This window comes from Streptomyces sp. NPDC002032 (assembly GCF_042890765.1).
Classification (GTDB): domain Bacteria; phylum Actinomycetota; class Actinomycetes; order Streptomycetales; family Streptomycetaceae; genus Streptomyces.
The window spans coordinates 215,446-241,411 of the sequence record NZ_JBIASM010000008.1; the positions used below are offsets into that span (position 1 = coordinate 215,446).

21 protein-coding genes and 1 tRNA gene are annotated in these 25,966 nt (G+C 72.9%); 12 read left to right on the forward strand and 10 right to left on the reverse strand.

What is annotated here, in order from left to right:
- The 6 genes from ACFYYT_RS20665 (at position 1) to ACFYYT_RS20690 (ending at position 8,553) form a co-directional block, all read left to right on the forward strand.
- Positions 1-1,797 (forward strand): ABC-F family ATP-binding cassette domain-containing protein, encoded by a 1,797-nt coding sequence (locus ACFYYT_RS20665; RefSeq protein WP_351826264.1) that lies wholly within the window; start codon positions 1-3, stop codon positions 1,795-1,797.
- A gap of 173 nt (positions 1,798-1,970) precedes the next feature.
- On the forward strand, positions 1,971-3,653 hold the full coding sequence (locus ACFYYT_RS20670; protein ID WP_351826263.1) for a PQQ-binding-like beta-propeller repeat protein: 1,683 nt from the start codon (positions 1,971-1,973) through the stop codon (positions 3,651-3,653).
- Positions 3,654-3,695: 42 nt separating this feature from the next.
- The gene (locus ACFYYT_RS20675) at positions 3,696-5,444 is read left to right on the forward strand and encodes a PQQ-binding-like beta-propeller repeat protein (protein WP_351826262.1); all 1,749 of its coding nucleotides are present in this window, start codon (positions 3,696-3,698) and stop codon (positions 5,442-5,444) included.
- Between the two features lie 131 nt (positions 5,445-5,575).
- Positions 5,576-6,268, forward strand: coding sequence for a LuxR C-terminal-related transcriptional regulator (locus tag ACFYYT_RS20680; protein WP_351826270.1), 693 nt, complete (start codon positions 5,576-5,578; stop codon positions 6,266-6,268).
- Between the two features lie 97 nt (positions 6,269-6,365).
- Positions 6,366-7,325: a UDP-glucose 4-epimerase GalE gene (gene galE, locus ACFYYT_RS20685; protein WP_351826261.1), complete on the forward strand. Its 960-nt coding sequence runs from the start codon at positions 6,366-6,368 to the stop codon at positions 7,323-7,325.
- Between the two features lie 460 nt (positions 7,326-7,785).
- Positions 7,786-8,553, forward strand: coding sequence for a response regulator transcription factor (locus ACFYYT_RS20690; RefSeq protein WP_351826260.1), 768 nt, complete (start codon positions 7,786-7,788; stop codon positions 8,551-8,553).
- On the opposite strand, the gene tamR is transcribed toward ACFYYT_RS20690, so the two are convergent.
- Positions 8,512-9,009, reverse strand: a complete 498-nt coding sequence (gene tamR, locus ACFYYT_RS20695; protein ID WP_351826259.1) for a MarR family transcriptional regulator TamR — start codon at positions 9,007-9,009, stop codon at positions 8,512-8,514. The genes ACFYYT_RS20690 and tamR overlap by 42 nt on opposite strands.
- A gap of 148 nt (positions 9,010-9,157) precedes the next feature.
- On the opposite strand from tamR, the gene ACFYYT_RS20700 reads away from it, so the two are divergent.
- A complete protein-coding gene (locus tag ACFYYT_RS20700) occupies positions 9,158-10,060 on the forward strand; it encodes a trans-aconitate 2-methyltransferase (protein WP_351826258.1) in 903 nt (300 codons plus the stop codon).
- A complete protein-coding gene (locus ACFYYT_RS20705; protein WP_351826257.1) occupies positions 10,054-10,497 on the forward strand; it encodes a VOC family protein in 444 nt (147 codons plus the stop codon). The genes ACFYYT_RS20700 and ACFYYT_RS20705 overlap by 7 nt, the downstream gene beginning before the upstream one ends.
- 76 nt (positions 10,498-10,573) lie before the next feature.
- On the opposite strand, the gene ACFYYT_RS20710 is transcribed toward ACFYYT_RS20705, so the two are convergent.
- On the reverse strand, positions 10,574-11,248 hold the full coding sequence (locus tag ACFYYT_RS20710; RefSeq protein WP_351826256.1) for a TetR/AcrR family transcriptional regulator: 675 nt from the start codon (positions 11,246-11,248) through the stop codon (positions 10,574-10,576).
- Entirely contained in the window at positions 11,245-12,204 is a 960-nt protein-coding gene (locus ACFYYT_RS20715; protein ID WP_351826255.1) for an acyl-CoA desaturase, read from the reverse strand. The genes ACFYYT_RS20710 and ACFYYT_RS20715 overlap by 4 nt, the downstream gene beginning before the upstream one ends.
- A gap of 472 nt (positions 12,205-12,676) precedes the next feature.
- Between ACFYYT_RS20715 and ppc the strand changes: the two genes are divergently transcribed.
- Positions 12,677-15,370 carry a phosphoenolpyruvate carboxylase gene (gene ppc, locus ACFYYT_RS20720; RefSeq protein ID WP_351826269.1) on the forward strand — a complete coding sequence of 898 codons (2,694 nt, stop codon included), beginning with the start codon at positions 12,677-12,679 and terminating at the stop codon, positions 15,368-15,370.
- 99 nt (positions 15,371-15,469) lie between these two features.
- Here ppc and pth read toward each other — a convergent pair whose 3' ends face one another.
- The 5 genes from pth to ACFYYT_RS20745 form a co-directional block, all read right to left on the reverse strand.
- Positions 15,470-16,060: an aminoacyl-tRNA hydrolase gene (pth, locus tag ACFYYT_RS20725; protein ID WP_351826254.1), complete on the reverse strand. Its 591-nt coding sequence runs from the start codon at positions 16,058-16,060 to the stop codon at positions 15,470-15,472.
- 100 nt (positions 16,061-16,160) lie between these two features.
- Positions 16,161-16,742: a 50S ribosomal protein L25/general stress protein Ctc gene (locus ACFYYT_RS20730; RefSeq protein ID WP_351826253.1), complete on the reverse strand. Its 582-nt coding sequence runs from the start codon at positions 16,740-16,742 to the stop codon at positions 16,161-16,163.
- 184 nt (positions 16,743-16,926) lie between these two features.
- A complete protein-coding gene (locus ACFYYT_RS20735) occupies positions 16,927-17,904 on the reverse strand; it encodes a ribose-phosphate diphosphokinase (protein ID WP_351826252.1) in 978 nt (325 codons plus the stop codon).
- A gap of 134 nt (positions 17,905-18,038) precedes the next feature.
- Entirely contained in the window at positions 18,039-19,487 is a 1,449-nt protein-coding gene (gene glmU, locus ACFYYT_RS20740) for a bifunctional UDP-N-acetylglucosamine diphosphorylase/glucosamine-1-phosphate N-acetyltransferase GlmU (protein WP_351826251.1), read from the reverse strand.
- A 109-nt stretch (positions 19,488-19,596) separates the two neighbouring features.
- Positions 19,597-19,668, reverse strand: a tRNA-Gln gene (locus ACFYYT_RS20745).
- 211 nt (positions 19,669-19,879) lie between these two features.
- Here ACFYYT_RS20745 and ACFYYT_RS20750 point away from each other — a divergent pair.
- A complete protein-coding gene (locus ACFYYT_RS20750) occupies positions 19,880-21,142 on the forward strand; it encodes a histidine kinase (protein ID WP_351826250.1) in 1,263 nt (420 codons plus the stop codon).
- 47 nt (positions 21,143-21,189) lie between these two features.
- On the opposite strand, the gene ACFYYT_RS20755 is transcribed toward ACFYYT_RS20750, so the two are convergent.
- Together ACFYYT_RS20755 and ACFYYT_RS20760 are read right to left on the reverse strand one after the other, a co-directional pair.
- The gene (locus tag ACFYYT_RS20755; RefSeq protein WP_351826249.1) at positions 21,190-21,702 is read right to left on the reverse strand and encodes an SUKH-3 domain-containing protein; all 513 of its coding nucleotides are present in this window, start codon (positions 21,700-21,702) and stop codon (positions 21,190-21,192) included.
- Positions 21,703-21,707: 5 nt separating this feature from the next.
- A complete protein-coding gene (locus ACFYYT_RS20760) occupies positions 21,708-22,265 on the reverse strand; it encodes a YwqJ-related putative deaminase (protein WP_351826248.1) in 558 nt (185 codons plus the stop codon).
- Positions 22,266-22,495: 230 nt separating this feature from the next.
- Here ACFYYT_RS20760 and ACFYYT_RS20765 point away from each other — a divergent pair, with 230 nt between their 5' ends.
- Positions 22,496-23,491, forward strand: coding sequence for an SMI1/KNR4 family protein (locus ACFYYT_RS20765; RefSeq protein ID WP_351826247.1), 996 nt, complete (start codon positions 22,496-22,498; stop codon positions 23,489-23,491).
- A 7-nt stretch (positions 23,492-23,498) separates the two neighbouring features.
- A complete protein-coding gene (locus tag ACFYYT_RS20770; RefSeq protein WP_388608787.1) occupies positions 23,499-25,892 on the forward strand; it encodes an SUKH-4 family immunity protein in 2,394 nt (797 codons plus the stop codon).
- Positions 25,893-25,966: the final 74 nt, after the last annotated feature.

The following is a 25,966-nucleotide window of genomic DNA, read 5'->3' on the forward strand; positions in this document are numbered from 1 at the left end:
ATGGCCGTCAATCTGGTCAATGTCGAGGCAGTCAGCAAGGTGTACGGCACCCGTACCCTGCTCGACGGCATCTCCCTCGGCGTATCCGAGGGGGACCGGATCGGTGTCGTCGGCCGCAACGGCGACGGCAAGACCACCCTCATCCGGATGCTCGCCAAACTGGAGGAACCCGACACCGGCCGGGTCACCCAGAACAGCAGCCTCCAGATGGGCGTGCTCACCCAGCACGACTCCCTCGACCCCTCGGCCACCATCCGGCACGAGATCATCGGGGACATGGCCGACCACGAGTGGGCCGGCAACGCCAAGATCCGTGACGTGCTGACCGGACTCTTCGGCGGCCTCGACCTGCCCGGCTTCGGCCAGGGCCTCGACACCGTCATCGGCCCGCTCTCCGGCGGCGAGCGCCGCCGCATCGCGCTCGCCCAGCTGCTCATCGCGGACCAGGACCTCCTCGTCCTCGACGAGCCCACCAACCACCTCGACGTCGAGGGCATCTCCTGGCTGGCCGCGCACCTCCAGGCGCGCCGCTCGGCCCTCGTCTGCGTCACCCACGACCGCTGGTTCCTCGACCAGGTCTGCACCCGTATGTGGGACGTGCAGCGCGGTGACGTCCACGAGTACGAGGGCGGCTACAGCGACTACGTCTTCGCCCGCGCCGAGCGCGACCGCATCGCCGCCACCGAGGAGTCCAAGCGGCAGAACCTGATGCGCAAGGAGCTGGCCTGGCTGCGCCGCGGCGCCCCCGCGCGCACCTCGAAGCCCCGCTACCGCATCGAGGCCGCCAACGAGCTCATCGCCGACGTGCCGCCGCCGCGCGACACCTCCGAGCTGATGAAGTTCGCCAACGCCCGGCTCGGCAAGACCGTCTTCGACCTGGAGGACGTGACCGTCCAGGCCGGTCCCAAGACCCTGCTCAAGCACCTCACCTGGCACCTGGGCCCCGGCGACCGCGTCGGCCTGGTCGGCGTCAACGGCGCCGGCAAGACCTCCCTGCTGCGCGCCCTCGCCGAGGCCGCCCGCACCCAGGGCGACGTCCAGCCCGCCGCGGGAACCGTCACCGTCGGCAAGACCGTCCGGCTGGCCTACCTCTCCCAGGAGGTCGGCGAGCTCGACCCGTCGCTGCGCGTCCTGGAGGCCGTCCAGCGCGTCCGCGACCGCGTCGACCTCGGCAAGGGCCGCGAGATGACGGCGGGCCAGCTGTGCGAGCAGTTCGGCTTCACCAAGGAGAAGCAGTGGACGCCGGTCGGCGACCTCTCCGGTGGCGAGCGCCGCCGGCTGCAGATCCTGCGGCTGCTGATGGACGAGCCCAACGTCCTCTTCCTCGACGAGCCCACCAACGACCTCGACATCGAGACCCTGACCCAGCTGGAGGACCTCCTCGACGGCTGGCCCGGCTCGATGATCGTGATCTCCCACGACCGGTTCTTCATCGAGCGCACCACCGACACGGTGATGGCGCTGCTCGGTGACGCCAGTCTGCGGATGCTGCCGCGCGGCCTCGACGAGTACCTGGAGCGCCGGCAGCGGATGATCGAGGCGGCCGCCCCGGCGGCCCCCGCCGCCACCGGGAAGTCCTCCGCCTCGGGGGACGCGCGCGCCGCGAAGAAGGAGCTGCAGAAGATCGAGCGGCAGCTCAACAAGATGTCGGACCGCGAGGCGAACCTGCACGCGCAGATCGCCGAGAACTCCACCGACTACGACAAGGTCGCCAAGCTGGACGCGGAGCTGCGGGAACTCATCTCCGAGCGCGACGACTTGGAGATGCGCTGGCTGGAACTGGCCGAGGACGCGTGAGCGGGGGCCCGTACGGGCGCCAACTGGCCGGATAACGGCGGTGTCACGGGCCGGTCCTCCCTTGGGAACAGGGGTCGGACCGGCCCGTCGCTTGTCGGCCACGAGTGATAGAAAGAGTCGGTTCTTCCCGACCTCCCCGACCCCCCACCGCCCGACGCCGAAGGTATGCGCTGATGACCGAGCCGCCCCAGCCGCCGAACCAGCCGCCGCCGCCCTCCGGTTACGGCCACCTGCCCGGGCCGCCGCCGCCCCAGGGGTACGGGTACCCGCCGCAGGGCGCCAACCCGTACGCCCAGCAGCCGCAGGCCCAGTCGCAGCAGCCCCAGACGCAGCCTCAGCCCCAGCAGCCTCCGTACCCCCAGCAGGGCGGCTACGGTTTTCCGCCGCCCGGCATGCCGCCGGCCCCGCCCCTTCCGGCCGCCCCCGGGGGGCCGGCCGCGGGCCGCCGCAAGGCGGCCGTCGTGATCGCCGCCGCCGTCGCGGGCGTCCTCGTCCTCGGCACGGGCGCGTGGTTCGCCTTCGGCACGGACGGCAGCTCCGACCCGAAGCCGCCGGCCGCGCAGGGCTCCCCGTCCGCCGGCCCGGAGCCCTCCGGCTCCCCGTCCGTGGACGACGGCGACGGCTCCGGCAACGGCGGCCCCGAACAGGACCTCAACGCGGGCCGCAAGCCGGGCGAGGACAAGGTCCAGTGGCTCAAGACCGCCAAGCTCCAGGGGCCGGGTGCCGGGATCGCGGCCAAGGGCCAGTGGGTGGTCGCCGACACCGTCGTCAAAACCGTCGGCAAGGGCTTCACCGGCTACGCCGTGGCCGACGGCAAGGAGAAGTGGAAGCTCGACGTCCGCGCCGAGATCTGCGGACTCACCGACCAGACCACCCCCGACGGGAAGACCGTCGTCCTCGTCCAGGACGGCGAGGGTTCCAACGCGAACTGCAACCAGATGAAGCTGGTCGACCTGAAGGCGGGCAAGGAGGTCTGGACGAAGGAGGCCCCGAAGGAGGGCCTCTTCGCCTCCGCCATCGACGCCTCCGTCGCCTTCACCGGCGAGACCATCGTCGTCAACCGGATGGGCGGCACCGCCGCCTACCGGCTCTCCACCGGTGAACGGATCTTCTCCGGGACCGGCCCCGAGGGCTGCCAGCCCGGCGCGTACGCCGCCGGCAACGGCAAGCTGATCGGCATCGCCACCTGCCTGGACGACGACCACACCGTCGAGGTCCAGGACGCCGACCCGCTGACCGGCAAGAAGACCTGGTCCTACCGGCTCCCCAAGGGCTACCAGGTCAACGCCGTCTACTCGGTCAACCCGACCGTCATCGACGCCTCGAACCGCGACACCAAGCAGCGCGCCATCATCTCGCTGGGCCCCGACGGGCAAAAGCGCGCCACCATGACCGCCGAAGGCAGCTTCGAGGTCAACTGCGGCGGCAGCAGCAGCGGCGAGGGACTGCAGAACTGCGCCGGCCGGGCCGTCGACGGCGACACCCTGTACCTGAACACGGGCACCGACGGGGGCAACAACAACGAGATCGTCGCCTTCGACCTCGCCAGCGGCAAGGCCAAGTGGCGCACCGCGGCCGGGGACAAGCGGAGCTACATCCCCGTCAAGGCGGCCAACGGGCAGCTGACGGCCTACCGGACCGGTTCCGGGGACGCGCCCGGCGAGATCGTCTCGCTGGCGGCCGGCGGCGGTGCGCCCAAGGTGCTGCTGCGGATGCCCTCGGGCCCCGCCGCGGGGATCGAGAACTCCTTCATGTTCCCGAAGAGGTCCTACGAGGGCGGTCGTTTCTTCCTGTCCGTGACCTCGCTGAGCGGGGACGGCAAGGACGAGAAGCTCCTGATGGTCTTCGGCAAGTAACGAGTCCACCGAGCCGCCCACCGAGAGGCAGTAGTACCCCCGATGAGCACCCCGAGCACCCCGCCGCCGCCCCAGCAGCCGCCCTCCGGCGGCTTCGGCGCGCCCCCGCCGGTCCCCCCGGTCCCGCCGGTCACGCCGGGCGCCCCCCAGCCGCCCGCCCAGCCGCCCACGCAGCCGTCCGCGCAGCCCCCGGCCGGCGCGCCGCAGCAGCCCGGCTACGGCTACCCGCAGTCCCAGCAGGGCTACGGCTTCCCGCAGCCCCAGGCCCAGCCCGGCTACGGCTACCCGCAGCAGCAGCCCGCCACGCTCCAGGCCCCGGCCCAGCCCCCCGCCCCGGCGGGCGGCGGCGGTGACAAGCGCACCCAGCTGATGATCGTCGGCGCGGCACTGCTGGCGATGGTCCTCATCATCGGCGGCGGCTTCTGGTACGTCTCCGACGACGGCAACAGCACCGGCACCCCCCGGCCCGCCGCCGACGGCGGCGCCAGCGGCTCCCCCGACGGCGACAAGCCGGCGGCGCCGGGCGGCACGGAGAAGCCCCCGGCCAACCCCAAGTCCCGGACCCTGGCCAACGTCGTGAGCCCGGCCCCGGCGGACGTGGTCTCCGTGGACGGTTCCTGGCTCACCGACAGCACCTACGTCAAGTCCGACGTCGGCAAGGTGGTCGGCTACAACGTGGTCGACGGCGGCAAGAAGTGGGAGCTCCCGCTCCCCGGCAACGTCTGCGGCGCGACCAAGCACGTCAGCGACAACAAGTCGGCCATCCTCTTCCAGGAGGCCATGGCGAGCGACAGCAACAAGTACCCCCAGTGCACCCAGGTCGGCGTCATCGACCTGAACACCGGCAAGCTCGTCTGGTCCGCCACCGCCAAGTCGTCCACCGGCGGCGACAAACCGGTGGCCTTCACCGAGGTCACCATCAGCGGCCAGACCGTCGCCGCGGGCGGCCTCAGCGGCGGCGCCGCCTGGAACCTCGCCGACGGCAAGTCCCTGTGGGCCCCGAAGACCGACGGCGAAGGCTGCTACGACCTCGGCTACGCCGGCGGCGAGGCGCTCGCCGTCCTGCGCAAGTGCGGCCGGATCCCCAACCAGACGCTGCTCGCCCAGTCCCTCGACCCCGTCACCGGTGCGCCGAAGGCCTCGTACAAGCTCTCGCCCGGCATCGAGTGGGCCGGCATCATCTCCACGAAGCCGCTCATCGTCGCCGCCAACGTCGGCAACACGGCCAAGAACGCCACCAACGTCAGCGACCTGTTCGTCGTCGACGACGCGGGCCAGCTCAAGTCCCACATCGCCCTCTCGGGCGGCGCCTACGCGCCCAAGTGCCCGGCCACCGAGGTCGAGCAGTGCTCGAACATGGTCGTGGGCAACGGCAAGGTCTACATGCCCTCGTACGAGCACCAGGGCTCGGCCTCCGTCGGCCGCACCAACGAGATCGTCTCCTTCGACCTGGAGACCGGCAAGCCCACCTCCGACCGCGCCGACGCGGGCGAGCGGTACACCATGTACCCGCTGCGCATGGACGGGTCGAACATCATCGCCTACAAGGTCCCCCCTTACGACGGGGGCGGTCAGGTCGTCAGCATCGACGGCAAGACGATGAAGGAGACCCTGCTGATGCAGAACCCGGCGGAGAAGACCAGCCAGCGCACCGAGACGGGCTTCTCGCTCGACTACTCGGAGTACCGCTACCACAACGGCCGTCTCTTCATCTCCCGCACGATGGTGCGCAAGCCGTACTCCGACAAGGGCGACCCGGAGTACCTCTTCGCCTCCTTCATCGCGAACTGACGCAGAAGCCGCGATCCGTACCGAAGCCCCCGGAAGGTCAGCCCTTCCGGGGGCTTCTCGCGGTAACCGCCGCGCTCCGTCGAACAAGCGTGTAGCTTGCCGGGTCAGATGGATCTGGGGTGGGAGCCTTGATGGGCGTACGGGTCGTGGTGGTCGACGAGCACCGGCTGCTGGCCGAGGCGCTCGCCTCTGCCCTGAAACTGCGGGGGCACCGGGTGCTCGCGGCCGCCGCGCCCACAGCCGGTGCCGCCGAGCTGGTGATCGGCCGGGCGCCGGAGGTGTGCCTGTTCGGCACCGCCACCCCCGCCGAGCCGGGGGTCTTCGAACCCGTCGCCCGGATCCGGCGGGAACGCCCGCAGATCGCCGTCGTGGTGCTCGGGCCGGTCCCCAACCCGCGGGGCATCGCGGCCGCGTTCGCCGCCGGCGCGGCGGGCTACGTCCGCCACGACGAGCGCATCGAGGGCGTCGAACGGGCCCTGGCCAAGGCGCGGGCCGGCGAGGCGGCCGTCTCCCCCCAGCTGTTGCAGGCGGCCTTCGCGGAGCTGCTGAACCCGGCCGCCCAGCCCGACGACGAGGGCAGCCGGCTGCTGCGGCTGCTGACTCCGAGGGAGGTGGAGGTGCTCGTGCGGGTCGCGGAGGGCGAGGACACCCGGCTCATCGCCGCCGGGATGGACATCGCGCCGAGCACCGCCCGTACGCACGTACAGCGGGTGCTGATGAAACTGGGCGTCGGCTCCCGGCTGGAGGCGGCCGCGCTGGCCGCCCGTACCGGACTCCTGGACCGCGCGGGACTGCCCGCGCAGGGGCGGCCGTCGGCGGGATGAGACCGGGTGCGGCCGGCGATTTCCCCGGAAGCGTGCAATCCGGTAAGCCAGTCAGTGCACGCGCGCCCCTGCGCGTCCGCGAGAGGTTGGAGTGCGAGTGAGCAAGTACCTGGTCACCGGCGGTGCCGGATACGTGGGCAGCGTCGTGGCGGCCCATCTCCTGGCGGAGGGCCACGAGGTGACCGTCCTCGACGACCTCTCCACCGGCTTCGGCGAGGGCGTCCCGGCCGGGGCGACCCTGGTCAGCGGCCGCATCCAGGACGCCGCCGAGCACCTCGACCCCTCCTTCGACGCGGTGCTGCACTTCGCGGCCTCCTCGCAGGTCGGCGAGTCCGTGGTCAACCCGGGGAAGTACTGGGACAACAACGTCGGCGGCACCCTGGCCCTGCTCACCGCGATGCGGGAGGCGGGCGTGCGCACGCTGATCTTCTCCTCCACCGCGGCCACCTACGGGGAGCCCGCGGGCGGGCTCCTGACGGAGACCTCCGCGACCGCCCCCACCAACCCGTACGGTGCCTCGAAGCTGGCCGTCGACCACATGATCGCGGGGGAGTGCGCGGCGCACGGCCTGGCCGCCGTCTCGCTGCGCTACTTCAACGTGGCGGGCGCGCACGGCGAGTTCGGCGAGCGGCACGACCCCGAGACGCACCTGATCCCGCTCGTGCTCCAGGTGGCCCTCGGCGAGCGGGAGTCCATCGCGGTGTTCGGCGACGACTACCCGACCCCGGACGGGACCTGCGTGCGCGACTACATCCACGTGGCCGACCTCGCGGAGGCCCACCTCTCGGCGCTGCGCGTCGCGGCCCCGGGCGAGCACCTGATCTGCAACCTCGGCAACGGCAACGGCTTCACCGTCCGCGAGGTGATCGAGACGGCGCGCAAGGTCACCGGCCGGGAGATCCCCGAGACCGCCGCCCCGCGCCGGGCCGGCGACCCCGCCGTGCTGGTCGCCTCGGCGCAGACCGCGCGGGAACGCCTCGGCTGGGTCCCGACCCGCTCGGACCTCACCCGGATCGTGACCGACGCCTGGAACTTCGCCCGCGCGCAGCGCTCCTGACCACCGGCCGCGGCCCGCGCCCCCCGTACGGACCGGTCGGCGGGGGGCGCGCGTGCGCCGTGCGGGCGCGGCGGACGGGCGCTGCGCGCCGGCGCCCGGCGTGCGTACGCCGGGTGAAATGCCCCCCGTGCAACTGCCCGTGGCACGAGCCCCGCCGGAATCGGTCCCACCGGCCTTCTGGACAGGCGAAATCAAGCCACCTGATTGGCCGTTGCGGACCCTCACACCGGAAAATCCCTGGAAAAACTTCTGCTATTCGGCCAACTGCGAGACCCCACCCGCTCTACGCTGATGCGTGACACCGGTGGGGGCCGGAGTTGATTCAGGGGTCGAGACACGCCGGGTGCGGCGTCCGGTCCGGGGTAGTGCTCAGATGTCGCGGCGGCGGCCGTGGCGGCGTGGGCCACCCGGCTCGGGCGTCGTACCCGTAGTCGTCCGTTCCCCGACCCTTGGGGGTTTTGTGGTCCGTATCCGGGTTCTGGTGGTCGACGACCACCGCATCTTCGCCGAGTCTCTGGCAGCCGCGCTCGCGGCCGAGCCGGACGTGGACGTGTCCGCGGCCGGCAGCGGTCCCGCCGCCACGCGCTGCCTCGACCGCGCGGCGGCCGAGGGCCGCCGCTTCGACGTGCTGCTCGTCGACGCCGACCTCGGCGGCGCGACCGGCGCCGTGCCCGCCCCGCGGGCGCCGGGCTCCGGGCCGCCGCCGCCCGTCTCGGACGGGATCGCGCTGGTCGCCGGGGTGCGCGTCGCCCACCCCGGGGTGCGCACGGTGGTCCTCGCCGAGCGCGACGACCCCCGCCGGGCGGCGCTCGCCCTCCAGGCCGGGGCCTCCGGGTGGGTGGCGAAGGACTGCTCCCTCTCGCGCCTGCTGGCCGTCGTACGGGGGGTGCTGCGCGAGGAGACGCACCTGCCGCCCGCGCTGCTCACCGGCGTACTGCGGGAGCTGACGGCCGCGCGCAAGCACCGCAGCGACAGCGAGCGGCTCGTGGAGTCCCTCACCCCGCGCGAGCACGAGGTGCTGCGCTGCATGGTGGCGGGACTGGGCCGCAAGGACGTGGCCGCCCGGCTGTTCCTGTCCCCGCACACCGTCCGCACCCACATGCAGAACGTGCTGGGCAAGCTCGGCGTGCACTCCACCCTGGCCGCCGTGGCCCTGGCCCGGCGGGCCGGCGTGCGTCCCGCGGAACTAGCCGGGGATGTTGTCGAACGGAGCGGTCAGCTGGCGTAGCAGCGCCGCGAGGTCGCCGCGCTGGGCGGTGGAGAGCTGGGCCAGGATCGCGCGTTCCTGGGCCAGCAGCCCGGCGAGCGACTGGTCGGCGCGGTCGCGCCCCTCGGGGGTGAGCCGGACCAGCACCCCGCGCCGGTCGCTGGGGTCCGGAAGCCGCTCGACCAGGCCCTTCTTGGCCAGCCGGTCGATGCGGTTCGTCATGGTGCCCGAGGTGACGAGCGTCTGCGTCAGCAGCTGGCCGGGGGAGAGCTGGTAGGGCGCGCCGGCGCGCCGCAGCGAGGTCAGGACGTCGAACTCCCACGGCTCCAGGCCGTGCTCGGAGAAGGCCAGCCTGCGGGCGCGGTCGAGGTGGCGCGCGAGCCGGCTGACGCGGCTGAGCACTTCGAGCGGTTCCACGTCGAGGTCAGGGCGCTCTCGCCGCCATGCCGCGACCAGTCGGTCGACCTCGTCCTCCATGCGGATCAGTGTAAGGGGTCTGTCGATATGAAGTCTCTTGAGATCGAGAATCTTGACATCGAGAGATAACTGGGCGGAGCATGGGGCAGAGAGGGGCCGTCAAGGCGGCTTCCGCTTCCGCCCGTCCCACGAGCAGGGAGGCTCGAACATGCATTCCGACACCGCTCCGGCGGCGCGCTCCGGCGCGGCAGGCGCCGCGCCCGAAGGCCCGGACCCCGACGGCCCCGCGGCCCCGGCCCCCACCTGGGACCCCCAGCAGTACCTCCGCCACGCCGGGCACCGCGCGCGCCCCTTCCTCGACCTGCTGGCCCGCATACCGGAGCTGCCCGCCGCCCCCGCCCGCATCGCGGACCTCGGCTGCGGCCCCGGCAACGTCACCGCGCTGCTCAGCGAGCGCTGGCCCGACGCCCGCGTGAGCGGCTACGACCTGTCCCCGGAGATGCTCCGCCGCGCCGAGGCCGAATACGCCGGACCCACCCCCGGCGGCGGCAGCCTCGACTTCCGCCACGGCGACCTGGCGGGCTGGACGCCCGGGGAGACCTACGACCTGATCGTCTCCAACGCCGCCCTCCAGTGGGTGCCCGGCCACGCCGGCTCCTTCGCCCGCTGGATCGACGGCCTGCGCCCCGGCGGCACCTTCGCCTTCCAGATCCCCGGCAACTTCACCGCCCCCAGCCACCGCCTGCTCGCCGAGCTCTGCGACACCGCCCGGTGGCGCGAACGCCTCGGCGGCCACGGCGCCCGCTACGTCCACATCCTCGACCCCGGCGAGTACCTCGACCGCCTCACCGGGCTCGGCTGCGCCGCCGACGTGTGGGAGACCACCTACCACCAGCTCCTCCAGGGCCCCGACCCCGTCCTGGACTGGGTCAAGGGCACCGCCCTGCGGCCCGTCCTGACCGCGCTGGGCGACGACCGGGCCGCCGTCGAGGACTTCCTGGCCGAATACCGCGAGGTCCTGCGCGAGGCCTACCCGGCCGGGCCGCGCGGCACCGTCTTCCCGTTCCGCCGCGTCTTCGCCGTCGCCCGCAAGGAGGCCCGGGCGTGCTGAGCTCGCTCGACCACGTCCAGCTCGCCGCGCCCGCCGGCTCCGAGGCCGCCCTGCGCGCCTACTACGGCGACGTGCTCGGCATGACGGAGGTCCCCAAGCCCGCCGTCCTCGCCGCGCGCGGCGGCTGCTGGTTCGCCGCCGGGACCGTGCGGCTGCACCTCGGGATCGAAGAGGACTTCCGGCCCGCCCGCAAGGCGCACCCCGGACTGCGGGTGACCGGCATCGAGGACTACGCCCGCAGACTCCGCGCGGGCGGGGCCGAAGTGGTCTGGGACGGGGACCTGCCCGGCCACCGCCGGTTCTACTCCGAGGACCCCGTCGGCAACCGGCTGGAGTTCCTGGAACCGCACGAGTCCCCGGAACCGCACGAGTCCCCGGAACCGCACGAGTCCCCGGAACCGCACGAGTCCCCGGAACCGCTCGTCCCGACGGCCTGAGCGGACCCGCACAAACGAGGGCGCCCCGCCCCGGGGATCCCGGAGCGGGGCGCCGACGCACGTACCGCGTACGTCCTCAGCTCTTGCGGTGGCCCACCAGGCGCGGTCTGGCCTCCAGGTTCTCCAGCCCGTGCCAGGCAAGGTTCACCAGGTGCGCCGCGACCTCCGCCTTCTTCGGCCGGCGCGTCTCCAGCCACCACTGGCCCGTCAGCGCCACCATGCCCACCAGCGCCTGCGCGTACAGCGGCGCCAGCTTCGGATCGAAGCCCCGGGCCTTGAACTCCAGCCCGAGGATGTCCTCCACCTGCGTGGCGATGTCACTGATCAGCGAGGCGAACGTACCCGTCGACTGGGCCACCGGGGAGTCCCGCACCAGGATCCGGAAGCCGTCCGTGTAGTTCTCGATGTAGTCCAGGAGCGCGAAGGCCGCCTGTTCCAGCAGCTCGCGCGGGTGCCCGGCCGTCAGCGCCCCCGTCACCCCGTCCAGCAGCTGGCGCATCTCGCGGTCCACGACCACCGCGTACAAGCCCTCCTTGCCGCCGAAGTGTTCGTACACCACCGGCTTGGACACCCCGGCCTTCGCCGCGATCTCCTCCACCGACGTGCCCTCGAAACCCTTTTCCGCGAAGAGGGTGCGGCCGATGTCCAGCAGTTGCTGACGCCGTTCGGCGCCCGTCATACGGACCCGGCGACCGCGCCGGGGCTTGTCGCTGCTGGAACTGCTGCCGTCGATCGCCACGTCCCCCATCATGCCGCGTTCGACGTCTTTTCCTTGCGCCGGGCGTCGATGCGGTCCACCGACGGCCAGCGCACGTCCGTGGCCCAGCCGAGCTGCTCGAACCAGCGGATCAGGCGCGCGCTGGAGTCGACCTGGCCGCGCAGGACGCCGTGCCGCGCCGACGTCGGGTCGGCGTGGTGCAGGTTGTGCCAGGACTCCCCGCACGACAGCACCGCCAGCCACCACACGTTGCCGCTGCGGTCCCGGGACTTGAACGGCCGCTTGCCCACCGCGTGACAGATCGAGTTGATCGACCACGTCACGTGGTGCAGCAGCGCCACGCGCACCAGCGAACCCCAGAAGAATGCCGTGAACGCCCCCCACCAGGACATCGTCACCAGACCGCCCACCACCGGCGGGATGGCCAGCGAGACGATCGTCCACAGCACGAAGTCCCGGGAGATCCGCCGGATCGCCGGGTCCTTGATCAGGTCCGGGGCGTACTTCTGCTGGTCGGTCTGCTCCTCGTCGAAGAGCCAGCCGATGTGCGCCCACCACAGGCCCTTCATCAGCGCCGGCACCGTCTCGCCGAACCGCCACGGCGAATGCGGGTCGCCCTCGTGGTCCGAGTACTTGTGGTGCTTGCGGTGGTCCGCCACCCAGCGCACCACCGGCCCCTCCACCGCCATCGACCCCATGACCGCCAGCGCGATCCGCAGCGGCCGCTTCGCCTTGAAGGAGCCGTGCGTGAAGTAGCGGTGGAAACCGATGGTGATGCCGTGGCAGGCCAGGAAGTACATGAACACCATCAGGCCGACGTCCAGCCAGCTCACCCCCCAGCCCCAGGTCAGCGGCACCGCCGCCAGCAGGGCCACGAAGGGCACCGTGATGAAGAGCAGCAGCGCGATCTGCTCCACCGACCGCTTCTGCTCACCGCCGAGCGTGGCGGACGGCGGGGCGTCCTCGATCAGATCGGGACCGATGGTCATGGGCTTCCCCTGGGGGGTGAGGAGTCGGGGGGCCGCAGCAGCGGACCCTACGGATCCGTAACCTACGGCATCGTAAGTATGGCAAAGGTGAACGCCGGGGCAAGGGGAGCACGCCCGCGCCCCGCGCCTTCCCCCGGCCGCCGCCCCCGCGTTCCCCCGTCCGCCGCCCCCGCCGGCCCCCGCCCGCCGACCCCGTGTTCCCCCGCCCGGCGCGGCCCGGCGTCCACCTGTCGGCCGCGCTGCCGGGGCACGAGTACGGGCCACCTATCCTGGTGTCGTCGGACAGCGCGGTCCGCACGGGCAGCCCGGGCTGCGCATCAGGAGGCACCGCCGCCGCACGCGTCCCGGGAGCCCACAGCCCAGTAGCGCTCGAACACTGCAAGGAGCCGCACCTGTGAGCAGTGCTGACCAGGCCGCCCAGGCCCCCGTCACCCCCACCTCCGCGACCTCGGCGGAAACGGCGAACGCGGAGCTGCGCGCCGACATCCGCCGCCTCGGCGACCTCCTCGGGGAGACCCTCGTACGCCAGGAGGGCCAGGACCTCCTCGACCTCGTCGAACGCGTGCGCGCCCTGACCCGGACCGACGGCGAAGCCGCCGCCGCCCTCCTCGGCGACACCGACCTGGAGACCGCCGCCAAGCTGGTGCGCGCCTTCTCCACCTACTTCCACCTCGCCAACGTCACCGAACAGGTGCACCGCGGCAAGGAACTGCGCGCCCACCGTGCCGCCGAGGGCGGGCTCCTCGCCCGCACCGCCGACATGCTCAAGGACGCCGACCCCGAACACCTGCGCGAGACGGTCAAGAACCTCAACGTGCGGCCCGTCTTCACCGCCCACCCCACCGAGGCGGCCCGCCGCAGCGTCCTGAACAAGCTGCGCCGCATCGCCGCCCTCCTGGAGGAGCCGGTCTCCGGCGCCGGCGAGCGCCGCCGCCACGACCTGCGCCTGGCCGAGAACATCGACCTCGTCTGGCAGACCGACGAACTGCGCGTGGTCCGCCCGGAGCCCGCCGACGAGGCCCGCAACGCCATCTACTACCTCGACGAGCTGCACGCCGGGGCCGTCGGCGACGTCCTGGAGGACCTCGCCGCCGAGCTCCAGCGCGTCGGCGTCGAGCTGCCCGCGGGCACCCGCCCGCTCACCTTCGGCACCTGGATCGGCGGTGACCGCGACGGCAACCCCAACGTCACCCCCGAGGTCACCCGCGACGTCCTGATCCTCCAGCACGAGCACGGCATCACCGACGCCCTCGAACTCGTCGACTTCCTGCGCGGGCTGCTGTCGAACTCGATCCGCTACACCGGCGCCACCGAGGAACTCCTCACCTCCCTCCAGGCCGACCTGGAGCGCCTCCCGGAGATCAGCCCCCGCTACAAGCGCCTCAACGCCGAGGAGCCCTACCGGCTCAAGGCCACCTGCGTGCGCCAGAAGCTCGTCAACACCCGCGAGCGCCTCGCCAAGGGCACCCCCCACGAGGAGGGCCGCGACTACCTCGGCACCGCCGAGCTGCTCACCGACCTCACCCTCATCCAGACCTCCCTGCGCGAACACCGCGGCGCGCTCTTCGCCGACGGCCGCATGGACCGCACCATCCGCACCCTGGCCGCCTTCGGCCTCCAGCTCGCCACCATGGACGTGCGCGAGCACGCGGACGCCCACCACCACGCGCTGGGCCAGCTCTTCGACCGGCTCGGCGAGGAGTCCTGGCGCTACGCCGACATGCCGCGCGACTACCGGCAGAAGCTCCTCGCCAAGGAACTGCGCTCGCGCCGCCCCCTCGCCCCCACCCCGGCCCCCCTCGACGCGGCCGGCCACAAGACGCTCGGCGTCTTCCGGGCCGTCAAGGACGCCTTCGAGAAGTTCGGCCCCGAGGTCATCGAGTCGTACATCATCTCGATGTGCCAGGGCGCCGACGACGTCTTCGCCGCCGCCGTCCTCGCCCGCGAGGCCGGCCTCATCGACCTGCACGCCGGCTGGGCCAAGATCGGCATCGTGCCGCTCCTGGAGACCACGGACGAGCTGCGCGCCGCCGACGTCATCCTCGACGAGATGCTCGCCGACCCCTCCTACCGGCGCCTGGTCTCGCTCCGCGGCGACGTGCAGGAGGTCATGCTCGGCTACTCCGACTCCTCCAAGTTCGGCGGCATCACCACCAGCCAGTGGGAGATCCACCGCGCCCAGCGCCGGCTGCGCGACGTCGCCCACCGCTACGGGGTCCGCCTGCGCCTCTTCCACGGCCGCGGCGGCACCGTCGGCCGGGGCGGCGGCCCCTCGCACGACGCGATCCTCGCGCAGCCCTGGGGCACCCTGGAGGGCGAGATCAAGGTCACCGAGCAGGGCGAGGTCATCTCCGACAAGTACCTCGTCCCCTCCCTGGCGCGCGAGAACCTGGAGCTGACCGTCGCGGCCACCCTCCAGGCCTCCGCCCTGCACACCGCCCCCCGCCAGTCCGACGACGACCTGGCCCGCTGGGACGCGGCCATGGACATCGTCTCGGACGCCGCGCACGGCGCCTACCGCGCGCTGGTCGAGGACCCGGACCTGCCCTCGTACTTCTTCGCGGCCACCCCCGTCGACCAGCTCGCCGACCTGCACCTGGGCTCGCGGCCCTCGCGCCGCCCCGACTCCGGCGCCGGCCTCGACGGGCTGCGGGCCATCCCGTGGGTGTTCGGCTGGACCCAGTCCCGCCAGATCGTCCCCGGCTGGTACGGCGTCGGTTCCGGCCTCAAGGCCCTGCGCGAGGCCGGCCAGGACGCCTCCCTCGCCGAGATGGGCGAGCGCTGGCACTTCTTCCGCAACTTCCTGTCCAACGTCGAGATGACGCTGGCCAAGACCGACCTGCGGATCGCCCGCCACTACGTCGACACCCTCGTGCCCGAGGAGCTCAAGCACGTCTTCGCCCGCATCGAGGCCGAGCACGAACTCACCGTCCGCGAGGTGCTGCGCATCACGGGCGGCAAGAAGCTGCTGGACTCCAACCCGGTCCTCCAGCAGACCTTCGCCGTCCGCGACGCCTACCTGGACCCGATCTCCTACCTCCAGGTCTCCCTGCTGGCCCGCCAGCGCGCCGCCGCCGCCCGCGGCGAGGAGCCGGACCCGCTGCTGGCCCGCGCCCTGCTGCTCACCGTCAACGGCGTCGCCGCCGGCCTGCGCAACACCGGCTGACCCGTCCCGCACGCGGGAAGGCCCCCGCCACCGGATCCCTCCGGTGGCGGGGGCCTTCCCGTACGCCCTGAGCCTCGTACGCCCTGAGCCTTGTACGCCCTACGAGTTGTACGTCGACTGCGCCCGCTCCAGGCCCTCCTGGACCAGGCACTCCACGGCGTCCGCGGAGCGGTCCACGAACCAGTCCAGCTCCTTGCGCTCGGTGGACGAGAAGTCCTTCAGGACGAAGTCCGCGACCTGCATGCGGCCCGGCGGGCGCCCGATGCCGCAGCGCACCCGGTGGTAGTCCGGGCCCATCGCCTTCGTCATCGACTTCAGGCCGTTGTGCCCGTTGTCCCCGCCGCCCAGCTTCAGGCGCAGCGTCGGGTAGTCGATGTCCAGCTCGTCGTGGACGGCGACGATCCGCTCCAGCGGCACCTTGTAGAAGTCGCGCAGCGCCGTCACGGGACCGCCCGACAGGTTCATGAACGACATGGGCTTGGCCAGCACCACGCGCCGGTTCGCCGGGCCGGGCGGTCCCATGCGGCCCTCGACGACCTGGGCGCGGGCCTTGTGCGCCTTGAACTTGCCGCCGATCCGCTCGGCCAGCAGGTCGGCCACCATGAAGCCGATGTTGTGGCGGTTGCCGGCGTACTCCGGTCCGGGGTTCCCGAGACCGACGATCAGCCAGGGCGCCGCGTCGTCCGACATCAAAAGCTCCTTAAGTGCCTGGAACGAAGACGACCGCCGTCCCGCTCCAGTGGAGCCGGACGGCGGTCGGTCAGCAACTGCTGAGGGGGTGGGGCGAGGCTCAGGCCTCGGTGCCCTCGGCGTCGGCGGCCGGCTCCTCGGCCTGCGGGGCGACGACCTGGAGGACGGCGATGTCACCGTCGACGGCCAGGGTGGTGCCCTTCGGGAGGACCAGGTCCTTGGCGTGGATGGTGGCGCCGGCCTCGAGGCCCGCGATGGAGACGGTGACCTCGGTCGGGATGTGGGTGGCCTCGGCCTCGACGGAGATGGTGTTCTGGAGGGTCTCCAGCATGTTGCCGCCGGCGGCCAGCTCGCCCTCGGTGACGATCGCGACGTCGACGGTGACCTTCTCGCCCTTCTTGACGATGAGGAAGTCGACGTGGGAGATCGAGCGCTTCAGCGGGTGCTTCTGCACGGCCTTCGGGATGACCAGCTCGGTGCCGGCGTCGCCGAGGTCCAGGGAGAGCAGGACGTTCGGGGTGCGCAGCGCCAGCTGGAGGGCGTGGGCGTCGACGTTCACGTGCTTCGGCTCGGTGCCGTGGCCGTAGATGACACCGGGGGTCAGGGCGTCGCGACGGGCCTGGCGGGCGGAGCCCTTGCCGAAGGTGTCACGGATCTTGGCGGAAAGCTTGACCTCGGACATGCTCACTCCTCGTGGGGTGACGGAAATGGGACGACGGTCACCCGGCCGGAACGGCCTGCTACGAAGAGCGCGTCGATAACGGAGCGTCCGGACCCGGAATACGGGTACGGCCTCCCTCGCCGAGCAACTCATGGAGTGTACCCGGGGAGGGAGGCCGTACCAAAAAGGATCTACGGAGCAGTGGTTACTGCTGCTCCTCGAAGAGGCTGGTGACCGAGCCGTCCTCGAAGACCTCGCGCACCGCGCGCGCGACCATCGGGGCGATCGACAGGACCGTGATCTTGTCGAGCTCCAGGTCCGAGGGGTCCGGGAGGGTGTTCGTGAAGACGAACTCGCTGACCTTGGAGTTCTTCAGGCGGTCGGCGGCCGGGCCCGACAGGATGCCGTGCGTGGCCGTCACGATGACGTCCTCGGCGCCGTGCGCGAAGAGCGCGTCGGCCGCGGCGCAGATGGTGCCGCCGGTGTCGATCATGTCGTCGACCAGGACGCAGACGCGGCCCTTGACCTCACCGACGACCTCGTGGACGGTCACCTGGTTGGCGACGTCCTTGTCGCGGCGCTTGTGCACGATGGCCAGCGGCGCGTCCAGACGGTCGCACCAGCGGTCGGCGACGCGCACGCGGCCGGCGTCCGGGGAGACGATCGTCAGCTTGCTGCGGTCCACCTTGGCGCCGACGTAGTCCGCGAGGACCGACAGGGCGGAGAGGTGGTCGACCGGGCCGTCGAAGAAGCCCTGGATCTGGTCGGTGTGCAGGTCGACCGTGAGGATGCGGTCCGCACCCGAGGTCTTCAGCAGGTCCGCGACCAGGCGGGCCGAGATCGGCTCGCGGCCCTTGTGCTTCTTGTCCTGACGGGCGTAGCCGTAGGACGGGATGATCACGGTGATGGAGCGTGCCGACGCGCGCTTCAGCGCGTCGATCATGATCAGCTGCTCCATGATCCACTTGTTGATCGGAGCCGTGTGGCTCTGGATCAGGAAGCAGTCCGCGCCACGGGCCGACTCCTGGAAGCGGACGTAGATCTCACCGTTCGCGAAGTCGAAAGCCTTGGTCGGCACGATGCTGACCCCCAGCTGGTGCGCGACCTCCTCGGCCAGCTCGGGGTGGGCGCGGCCGGAGAAGAGCATCAGCTTCTTCTCGCCGGTCGTCTTGATCCCGGTCACAGCACAGTCTCCTCAGACGTGTTGAAAGCTGCTCGCCCCCGTGTGCGTCCGTCCCGCACACGGTGAGCCAGCCGAATTGCGTGCACCTATCACGGTACGCCGTCCCGGGCGTACCCGTTTCCGGCCAGTTCACCTCAAGGGCGGCCGGAGTCCCCCTCCGGCGAGGACTGCGCCGCCGTCGCGGCGGCGCTGCCGGGACGCTTGCGGGCCACCCAGCCCTCGATATTCCGCTGCTGGCCCCGGGCCACGGCCAGGGCGCCGGCCGGCACGTCCTTCGTGATGACCGACCCGGCGGCCGTGTAGGCCCCGTCCCCGATGGTGACGGGCGCCACAAACATGTTGTCCGAACCCGTCTTGCAGTGTGAGCCGACGGTCGTGTGGTGCTTGTGTTCGCCGTCGTAGTTCACGAACACGCTGGCCGCGCCGATGTTCGTGTACTCGCCGATCGTCGCGTCGCCCACGTACGACAGGTGCGGCACCTTGGTGCCCTCGCCGATCGTCGCGTTCTTCATCTCGACGTACGTGCCGGCCTTCGCCTTCAGGCCGAGGTTCGTGCCGGGCCGCAGGTACGCGAAGGGGCCGACGCTCGCCTGCTCCCCGATCACGGCGCCGTCCGCCACGGTGTTGTCCACGCGGGCGCCCGCGCCCACCCGGGTGTCCTTCAGCCGGGTGTTGGGGCCGACCTCGGCGCCCTCGGCGACGTGCGTGGCGCCCAAAAGCTGGGTGCCCGGGTGGATCAGGGCGTCCTGGCCGAAGGTCACCGTCACGTCCACGAAGGTGCTCGCCGGGTCCACGACCGTCACGCCCGCGAGCATCGCCCGCTCCAGCAGGCGCGCGTTCAGCAGGGCGCGGGCCTCGGCCAGCTGCACCCGGTTGTTGATCCCGAGGATCTCGCGGTGGTCCGGCCCGACCGCGGCGCCGACGCGGTGGCCCGCTTCGCGCAGGATGCCGAGCACGTCGGTGAGGTACTCCTCGCCCTGGCTGTTGTCGGTGCGGACCTTGCCGAGGGCGTCCGCGAGGAGCTTGCCGTCGAAGGCGAAGACGCCGGAGTTGATCTCGCGGATGGCGCGCTGGGCGTCGGTGGCGTCCTTGTGCTCGACGATGGCCGTCACTGCGCCGGTGGCGCCGTCGCGCACGATGCGGCCGTAGCCGGTCGAGTCGGGCACCTCGGCGGTGAGCACGGTGACGGCGTTGCCGTCGGCGCCGTGCGTGGCCGCGAGGGCGTGCAGCGTCCGTCCGGTCAGCAGCGGGGTGTCGCCGCAGACCACGATCACGGTTCCGTCGACCGGGCCGCCGAGCTCTTCGAGGGCCATCCGGACGGCGTGCCCGGTGCCGTTCTGCTCGTGCTGCACGGCGGTGCGGACACCGGCGTCCGCGGCGGCGAGGTGCGCGGTGACCTGCTCGCGCGCGTGGCCGACGACGACCACGAGGTGCGCGGGGTCGAGCTCGCGGGAGGCGGCGACGACGTGACCGACGAGCGAGCGCCCGCTGATCTCGTGCAGGACCTTGGGGGTGGCCGACTTCATGCGGGTGCCTTCACCCGCTGCGAGTACGACGACGGCTGCCGGGCGGGTTGCGCTCACGGGTGTGCCCTTCGGCTTCGGGGGTGGACCCAGGAAGGATAGCGGGGGGCCAACACCCGCAAACGAAGGCGGGTCCCGACCGTGAAGGTCAGGACCCGAACGTGCAAGGCTCCCCCGCCAGGACTCGAACCCGGACATAAGGCACCAAAAGCCTCAGTGCTGCCAATTACACCACAGGGGACTGGTGATGACCCGATCGGACATCACGCCCGTCTGATCAGGTCGACGGCTCCTACTATGCCGCACCAAGCCGCCCCGATGCGACGGTGGATGTCGGCGCCATGTCGGCGCTTCGGCTGACGTGAAGGGCCGGACAGGCCGGCCGCGACGGCCGGGGGCTGCCCGGAAATCCCTTCGCCGGCGTGCCGTGGGGCCTGCGTACGCTGGACGGCATGACCGGTACGGGGGAAGAGCGTGGTGGGGCGGGGCGGGACGGCCCCTGGTGGTGGGAGCGGCGGCGGGCCGCCCTCCTGGACGTGGGGCTCGCCGCGGTGTCCGCCGCCGAGTGCGGTGTGGAAGGGGTGGGCTTCGCCCGTGAGGCGGGCATCCCGGTGCCGCTCGGGGTGCTGTTCGGGATCGCCGTGGGGTCCGTGCTGCTGCTGCGGCGGCGTTGGCCCATCGCCGTGGTGCTGGTCGGCATCGCGGTCTCACCGGCCGCGATGGGTTTCCTGCTCGGGGTGGTCGGCCTCTACACCCTCGCCGCCTGCGAGGTGCCCCGGCGGATCACCGCCACCCTGACCGCGATGTCGCTGGCCGGCACCTTCGTGGTGATGTACCTGCGCACCCGGGGGGACCTGGAGGGGGACACCACCCTGGTGCTGGTGCTCTCCGTGTTCGTGGCGGTGGCGCTGACCGTGCCGCCCGTCCTGCTGGGCCTCTACATAGGGGCGCGGCGGCGGCTGATGGAGAGCCTCCAGGAGCGGGCGGATTCGCTGGAGCGGGAGCTGTCGCTGCTCGCCGACCGGGCGGAGGAGCGGGCCGAATGGGCCCGTACGGAGGAGCGCACGCGGATCGCGCGCGAGATGCACGACGTGGTGGCGCACCGGGTGTCGCTGATGGTGGTGCACGCGGCGGCGCTCCAGGCGGTGGCGGCGAAGGACCCCGTCAAGGCGGCGCGCAACGCCGCGCTGGTCGGGGACATGGGCCGCCAGGCCCTGACGGAGCTGCGGGAGATGCTCGGCGTGCTGCGCGCCGAGGCGCCCAGGCCCAGGCCGGCGGCGGCGGTGGCCGCGCCGGTGGCGCTGGCGGGGAGTTTCGACGACGGGCCCTCGCTGGAGGGGCTGGAGGCGCTGGTCGGGCAGTCGCGGGCGGCCGGGATGGCCGTCGAGGTGCTCGTGGACGGTGAGCCGTCGGGCTATCCGGCGGAGGTCGAGCAGACGGCGTACCGGGTGGTGCAGGAGGCGCTGACCAACTGCCACAAGCACGCCCCGGGCGCGCGGGTCGTCGTACGGCTCGCGCACCGGGAGGGGGAGGTCGCCATGCAGGTGCAGAACGGGCCCTGCGGGGCGGACGTGGAGCAGCCCGGGCTGCCCAGCGGCGGCAACGGCCTGCTGGGGATGCGCGAGCGGGTGCTGGCGCTGGGGGGCGTGTTCGTGTCCGGGCCGACGGAGGAGGGCGGCTTCAAGGTGTCGGCGGTGCTGCCGACGGCCCGCTAGGACCGGGGCCGTCGGGGGCGGAGGGCCGTCGGGGGCGGGGCCGCCGGTCAGGGCTCCGTGCTGAGGCGGGCCGGCTGGAGGCCGGTCAGGAGGAGGGTCAGGGCCTCGTCGAGGCCGGAGCCCAGGTACCAGTCGCCCGTGTGGTCGATCCCGTAGACCCGGCCCTCGCGGTCGATGGCGAGGTGGGAGCCGCCGTCGGCGTCGGTGCCGAGCGGGCAGAGCTGGGTGGACAGGGCCCGGCCCAGGTCGGCGAAGGTGCGGGCCAGGTGCAGGCCGGACAGCGGGTCGACGCGCAGGGTGGCGGGCGCTATCTGGCGGCCCGGCCCGGGGCCGGTCACCGTCAGCCCGCCGAATTCGGCCCAGGCCTCGACGGCCGCCGGGAAGACGGCGTGCCGGTGTCCGGCGGGGGTGGTGTGGTCGCGCAGGGCGCCGGCCCAGTATTCGGCCTGCTTGATGTCCCAGCGGCCGGGCTCCCAGCCGGCGGTGCGCAGGGCCGCGTCCACCGGGCCCGGGAAGCGGGTCGCGGAGGAGCGGTCGTAGGAGGCGGAGGAGGCGGTCATGGCTGCTACTCGGGGTGGGTGAGGTCGACGGGGCGTACGCCGAAGTGGGTGAGGAGCGCGTCGCAGGAGCGGCAGGGCGGCGCGTAGCTGCCGTGCAGCGGGTCGCCGTCCTCGCGGATGCGGCGGGCGGTGATGCGGGAGTGCTTGAGGGATCGGCGGGCCTCGCTCGCGGTCAGTGGCTTGCGGGAGGCGCGCCGGCTGCGGGCGCCCTCGACGGCGGCGAGGTGGCGGGAGAGCAGGAGCGCCTCGGGACACCGTCCGGTGAAGCGTTCCCGCTGGCCGCTGGTCAGGGTGTCGAGGAAGTCCTGGACGAGCGGGTGCAGGACGGGCGGCCGGTCGCCCTTGCCTGCGGTTCCGGTGAGGGTCTCGCCGCGGACGGAGAGGGCGGCGGCGACGGTCGGCAGGATCCCGTCGCGGCGGAAGCGCAGGACGGGCGGCGGGGTGGGGCCGTCGGTGCTGCTCCAGCGCAGCCGGGGATCGCCGGCGGGGCCGGCTTCCGCCGGTTCGGCGTGGTCCGTGCGGTCCGCCCGGCTTGCCGGATTGTGCGTGGTCGCCGTCTGCATGGTCGCTTCTTCCCTCCCGTGGCCGCGGTGGTGGCCGCTGTCGCGCACGCCCCCGTGCCGCGGGGACAGCCTGTCAAATGTCCCCTGTGGTGTGGAAGCGGGGTCGAATATTCGTATCAATTCGGATGTTCCCGCCCCGTACGCGGGCGCGTGGCTCGTGGGCGGCCGGGGGCCTTGCCCGACCACATAGGCTGTGGTGAACCAGCCAGATCCAGCAGGGGGCTACCGCCATGACGACAGGTCGGCTCGGGCAGCAGGCCGCGCCACCCAACGCCGCTTACTCGGGGCAGGTCGTGCACTTCCCGGACCCGGTCCGGGCCGCCCGCCATCCCCATGGAGTGCGGATGGACGGGGACGGTCATCCCGACTTCTCGCGGTACGCGCGCGCGGCGGTGGAGATCGCCGAGCCGCCGGAGGGCTTCGGCGTGGACGAGCTGCGCCTGACGGACATCGTGTCCGCCAACGCGGCGATGCGGGAGTCCGGGCACGCCCTGTGGGACACGGTCGGCCCGGTGGCGACGCCGCACGGCTGGACCTGGCACCACGTGGCCGCGTCGCGGCGCATGGAGCTGGTGCCGGTCGAGGTGAAGGCGCTGCTGCGGCACCACGCCGGTCTGGCGACGGCCCCGGTGGACCACGACAAGCGCGGCACCCGGCCGCTCCAGGAGTCCCGTCCGGTGCATCTGGAACTGCCGAAGACCCTGGTGTCGGTCTCCGAGCAGCAGGTGCAGGGCGTCGAGGAGGACCTCGGCTACCGGCTGCCGGAGGCGTACCGCTCGTTCCTGAAGGCGGCGGGCGGCTGCGCGCCGTCCGGCGCCGGGCTGTTCGCGGAGCTGGGGATGCTGGTGGACCAGCCGTTCCTGACGGTCCGCGAGGAGGCGGCGGTCAACGACCTCGTCTACGTCAACAAGTGCTTGCGGGACCACCTGACGAAGGACTACCTGTGCGTGGCCTTCGTACAGGGCGGGCTGCTCGCGGTGAAGGTCAGGGGCGAGGGCGCCGGCTCCGTCTGGTTCTCCCCCTACGACGACGCCCGCGACCGGGACGGCTGGTCCGTCCAGGAGCGGGTGGAGCGGCTGCTGCTGCCGTGCGGTGCCGATTTCGATGCCTTCCTGGAGGGACTGGCGGGCAACCCGCCGGAGCTGGAAACGGTGGCCGGTCTGATGGTGGACGGCGGATTCGCACGCTCGGTTCCGGTGACCGACGCCGCGTTGGGTGAGGGGTGATCGCGGCGTGGTGACGTTCGCGCAGGCGCAGGAGCGCGCCGAAGAGTGGATCAACGGGGACGTGCCCGCGTACCAGCACCGTGAGGTGCGGGTACGGGAGTTCGGGCTGGGCTTCGTGGTGTGGGCCGAGGACCGGCCCGCCGGGCCGGTGTCGGGCGGGGGCCGCCAGCGGCTGGTCATCGCCCGGGACAGCGGCGAGGTGACCCTGTGGCCGGGGCTGCCGGTCGGCGAGGTGATCCGGCGCTACGAGGAGGAGTACGGGGCGGCCGCGACGGCGGCGGCCTCGCAGGCCTCGGTGCCGCAGCCGCGGATCGACGCGGAGCAGACCTCCTTCATGCTGAGCCCGCCGGAGTGGCTCCAGGAGGCGGCGGACCGGGCGGGGATCCCGCCGGCGGCGCCGGCTGCTCCGGCCGCGCCGGCGCCGGGCCGCCCCGGCCCGCAGGTTCCGCATGAGCCGACCGCCAACGACGGGGTGCCCTCCGGGGCCACGCCGTGGGCCGGCACCGATGTGAACTCCGGGGCCGACGAGGCCTCCGTACCGCTGCCCGCGACGGTGTTCGCGCCGCCGCTGTCCGGCTCGGACCTGGAGGAGCGCCCGTCGGGCCCCGGGGTGGCCCCGGAGGCGAAGACCACGCTGATGGCGGGCGGCAGCCAGCTGCCGAGGACGGCCGTGGCACCGGCTCTGGGACTCGGGGCCGAGGCGGCCGACATCGCCGACGCGCCGACGAGCAGGGCGCACGTCTCGCGGCCGGGTGCGCCGGGTGCGCCGGGGGCTCCGGGTGCTCCGGGTGCTCCGGGTGCGCCGCAGCCGCCGGTGGCTCCCGCGCCGCCCGGTGCTCCGGGTGGGCCCGGTGCGCCCGGGAACGCGCCGCAGTACGCCGCGACGATGCTGGCCGGTCCGGCCGTGGTGCAGCCGCCGCGGCCGCCGCAGCCGCCCGGTCCGCCGACGCCTCCCGGTCCGCCGGGCGTGCCCGGTGCGCCTGGGGCGCCGACGCCTCCCGGTCCGCCGGGGGCTCCCGGTGCGCCCGGAGCCCCCGGTGGGGGGATCGACCATGCCGCGACGATGCTGGCCGGTCCCGCCGTGGTGCAGCCGCCGCGGCCGCCGGGTGCGCCCGGTGCGCCGACGCCTCCCGGTCCGCCGGGGGCCCCCGGTGTGCCGGGGGTTCCTGGTGGGGGGATCGACCATGCCGCGACGATGCTGGCCGGTCCCGCCGTGGTGCAGCCGCCGCGGCCGCCGGGTGCACCCGGTGCGCCGACGCCTCCCGGTCCGCCCGGCGCTCCCGGAGCCCCCGGTGGGGGGATCGACCACGCCGCGACGATGCTCGCCGGTCCCGCCGCCGTGCCGCCGCCCGGCGCCCCCGGAGCTCCCGGAGCTCCCGGCGGGGGCCGGCCGGCCGCGCCGCAGCCCCCGGCGCCGTCCGGCGTGCCCACGGTCGGGCCCGGCTACCAGGCCGTGCTGCGCTACCGTGCGCCCGACGGCTCCGAGCAGCAGCTCATCCGCCGCTCGGCGCCCGGCACCCCGCACCCCGAGTGGCAGATCCTGTACGAGCTCCGCGCGATGAACGTGCCGCCCCAGCAGGTGCTGGAGCTGCACACCGAGCTGGCCTCCTGCGAACTGCCCGGCGGCTATTGCGCCCGGATGATCCGCGAGACCTGGCCGCAGGTGCGGATCACGAGCGTGGCCCCGTACGGGACCGACCACGCGGGACGTCAGCAGGGCATGCGGCACCTGCTCACCCATCAGGGTGAGCTGCACCAGGTGGCGGACGGTCCGGCCCGCCCGGCGCCCGTACGCGCGCCGCTGCCGCAGGTTCCGCTCCAGCCGGCCATTCCGATGGACGCCATCGCGCAGGAGCTGGCGGGGGCGTTCGGGCCGCAGGGGGTGTTCCGTTTCGACCAGCGGGCGGTGTCCCGCCAGGGCGTGCCGGAGATCGTGGCGCAGACCCTGATGTGGGCGGGCCTGCCGGTGGACTTCGGGCCGTTCTTCTGGGCGCAGGCGGTGCCCGGGCAGCCGGTGCCGACGCTGGCCGAACTGGCGGCCCAGCGGCAGGTGCAGCCTGCGTCCGACGCGGGCTCGTACCTGGTGGTCGGCAGTGACTTCGGCAAGGCGCTCTGCGTGCAGTACGGCACCGCGCACATCGTGGCGGTGCCGGTGGAGGCCGGACCCGGCGGGGCCCCCGTGCCCCCGCAGTTCGTCAACTCCAGCCTGCCGCAGTTCGCCCGGTCGCTGGCGATGCTGGGTCACATGTGGCGCCTGCGCCAGCATCTGACGCCGGAGCAGGCGGGCCGCTGGACCGTCGATTTCCAGGCGAATCTGGCGGGCCTCGACAGTGCGGCGCTGGCCTCTCCGGAGAGCTGGTGGTCGGTGCTGCTGGAGCAGATGTGGGACGGCCTCCTCTGATCGGATGATCGGATGTGTGGCCGGGCCGGGGCCCCCGACGGGGGTCCCGGCCCGGCCATTCCGGCTTCTGACAC

Excerpts from the sequence above, each read along its gene's own strand:
- ACFYYT_RS20710 (WP_351826256.1), bottom strand. The coding sequence starts at position 11,248 with ATGATGGGGGACGTGGCGATCGACGGCAGCAGTTCCAGCAGCGACAAG.
- ACFYYT_RS20665 (WP_351826264.1), top strand. The coding sequence starts at position 1 with ATGGCCGTCAATCTGGTCAATGTCGAGGCAGTCAGCAAGGTGTACGGC.
- ACFYYT_RS20670 (WP_351826263.1), top strand. The coding sequence starts at position 1,971 with ATGACCGAGCCGCCCCAGCCGCCGAACCAGCCGCCGCCGCCCTCCGGT.
- pth (WP_351826254.1), bottom strand. The coding sequence starts at position 16,060 with ATGTCGGACGACGCGGCGCCCTGGCTGATCGTCGGTCTCGGGAACCCC.
- ACFYYT_RS20760 (WP_351826248.1), bottom strand. The coding sequence starts at position 22,265 with ATGCAGACGGCGACCACGCACAATCCGGCAAGCCGGGCGGACCGCACG.
- ACFYYT_RS20700 (WP_351826258.1), top strand. The coding sequence starts at position 9,158 with ATGCATTCCGACACCGCTCCGGCGGCGCGCTCCGGCGCGGCAGGCGCC.
- ACFYYT_RS20730 (WP_351826253.1), bottom strand. The coding sequence starts at position 16,742 with ATGTCCGAGGTCAAGCTTTCCGCCAAGATCCGTGACACCTTCGGCAAG.
- ACFYYT_RS20715 (WP_351826255.1), bottom strand. The coding sequence starts at position 12,204 with ATGACCATCGGTCCCGATCTGATCGAGGACGCCCCGCCGTCCGCCACG.
- tamR (WP_351826259.1), bottom strand. The coding sequence starts at position 9,009 with ATGGAGGACGAGGTCGACCGACTGGTCGCGGCATGGCGGCGAGAGCGC.
- ACFYYT_RS20750 (WP_351826250.1), top strand. The coding sequence starts at position 19,880 with ATGACCGGTACGGGGGAAGAGCGTGGTGGGGCGGGGCGGGACGGCCCC.
- ACFYYT_RS20755 (WP_351826249.1), bottom strand. The coding sequence starts at position 21,702 with ATGACCGCCTCCTCCGCCTCCTACGACCGCTCCTCCGCGACCCGCTTC.
- ACFYYT_RS20675 (WP_351826262.1), top strand. The coding sequence starts at position 3,696 with ATGAGCACCCCGAGCACCCCGCCGCCGCCCCAGCAGCCGCCCTCCGGC.
- ACFYYT_RS20680 (WP_351826270.1), top strand. The coding sequence starts at position 5,576 with ATGGGCGTACGGGTCGTGGTGGTCGACGAGCACCGGCTGCTGGCCGAG.
- ACFYYT_RS20765 (WP_351826247.1), top strand. The coding sequence starts at position 22,496 with ATGACGACAGGTCGGCTCGGGCAGCAGGCCGCGCCACCCAACGCCGCT.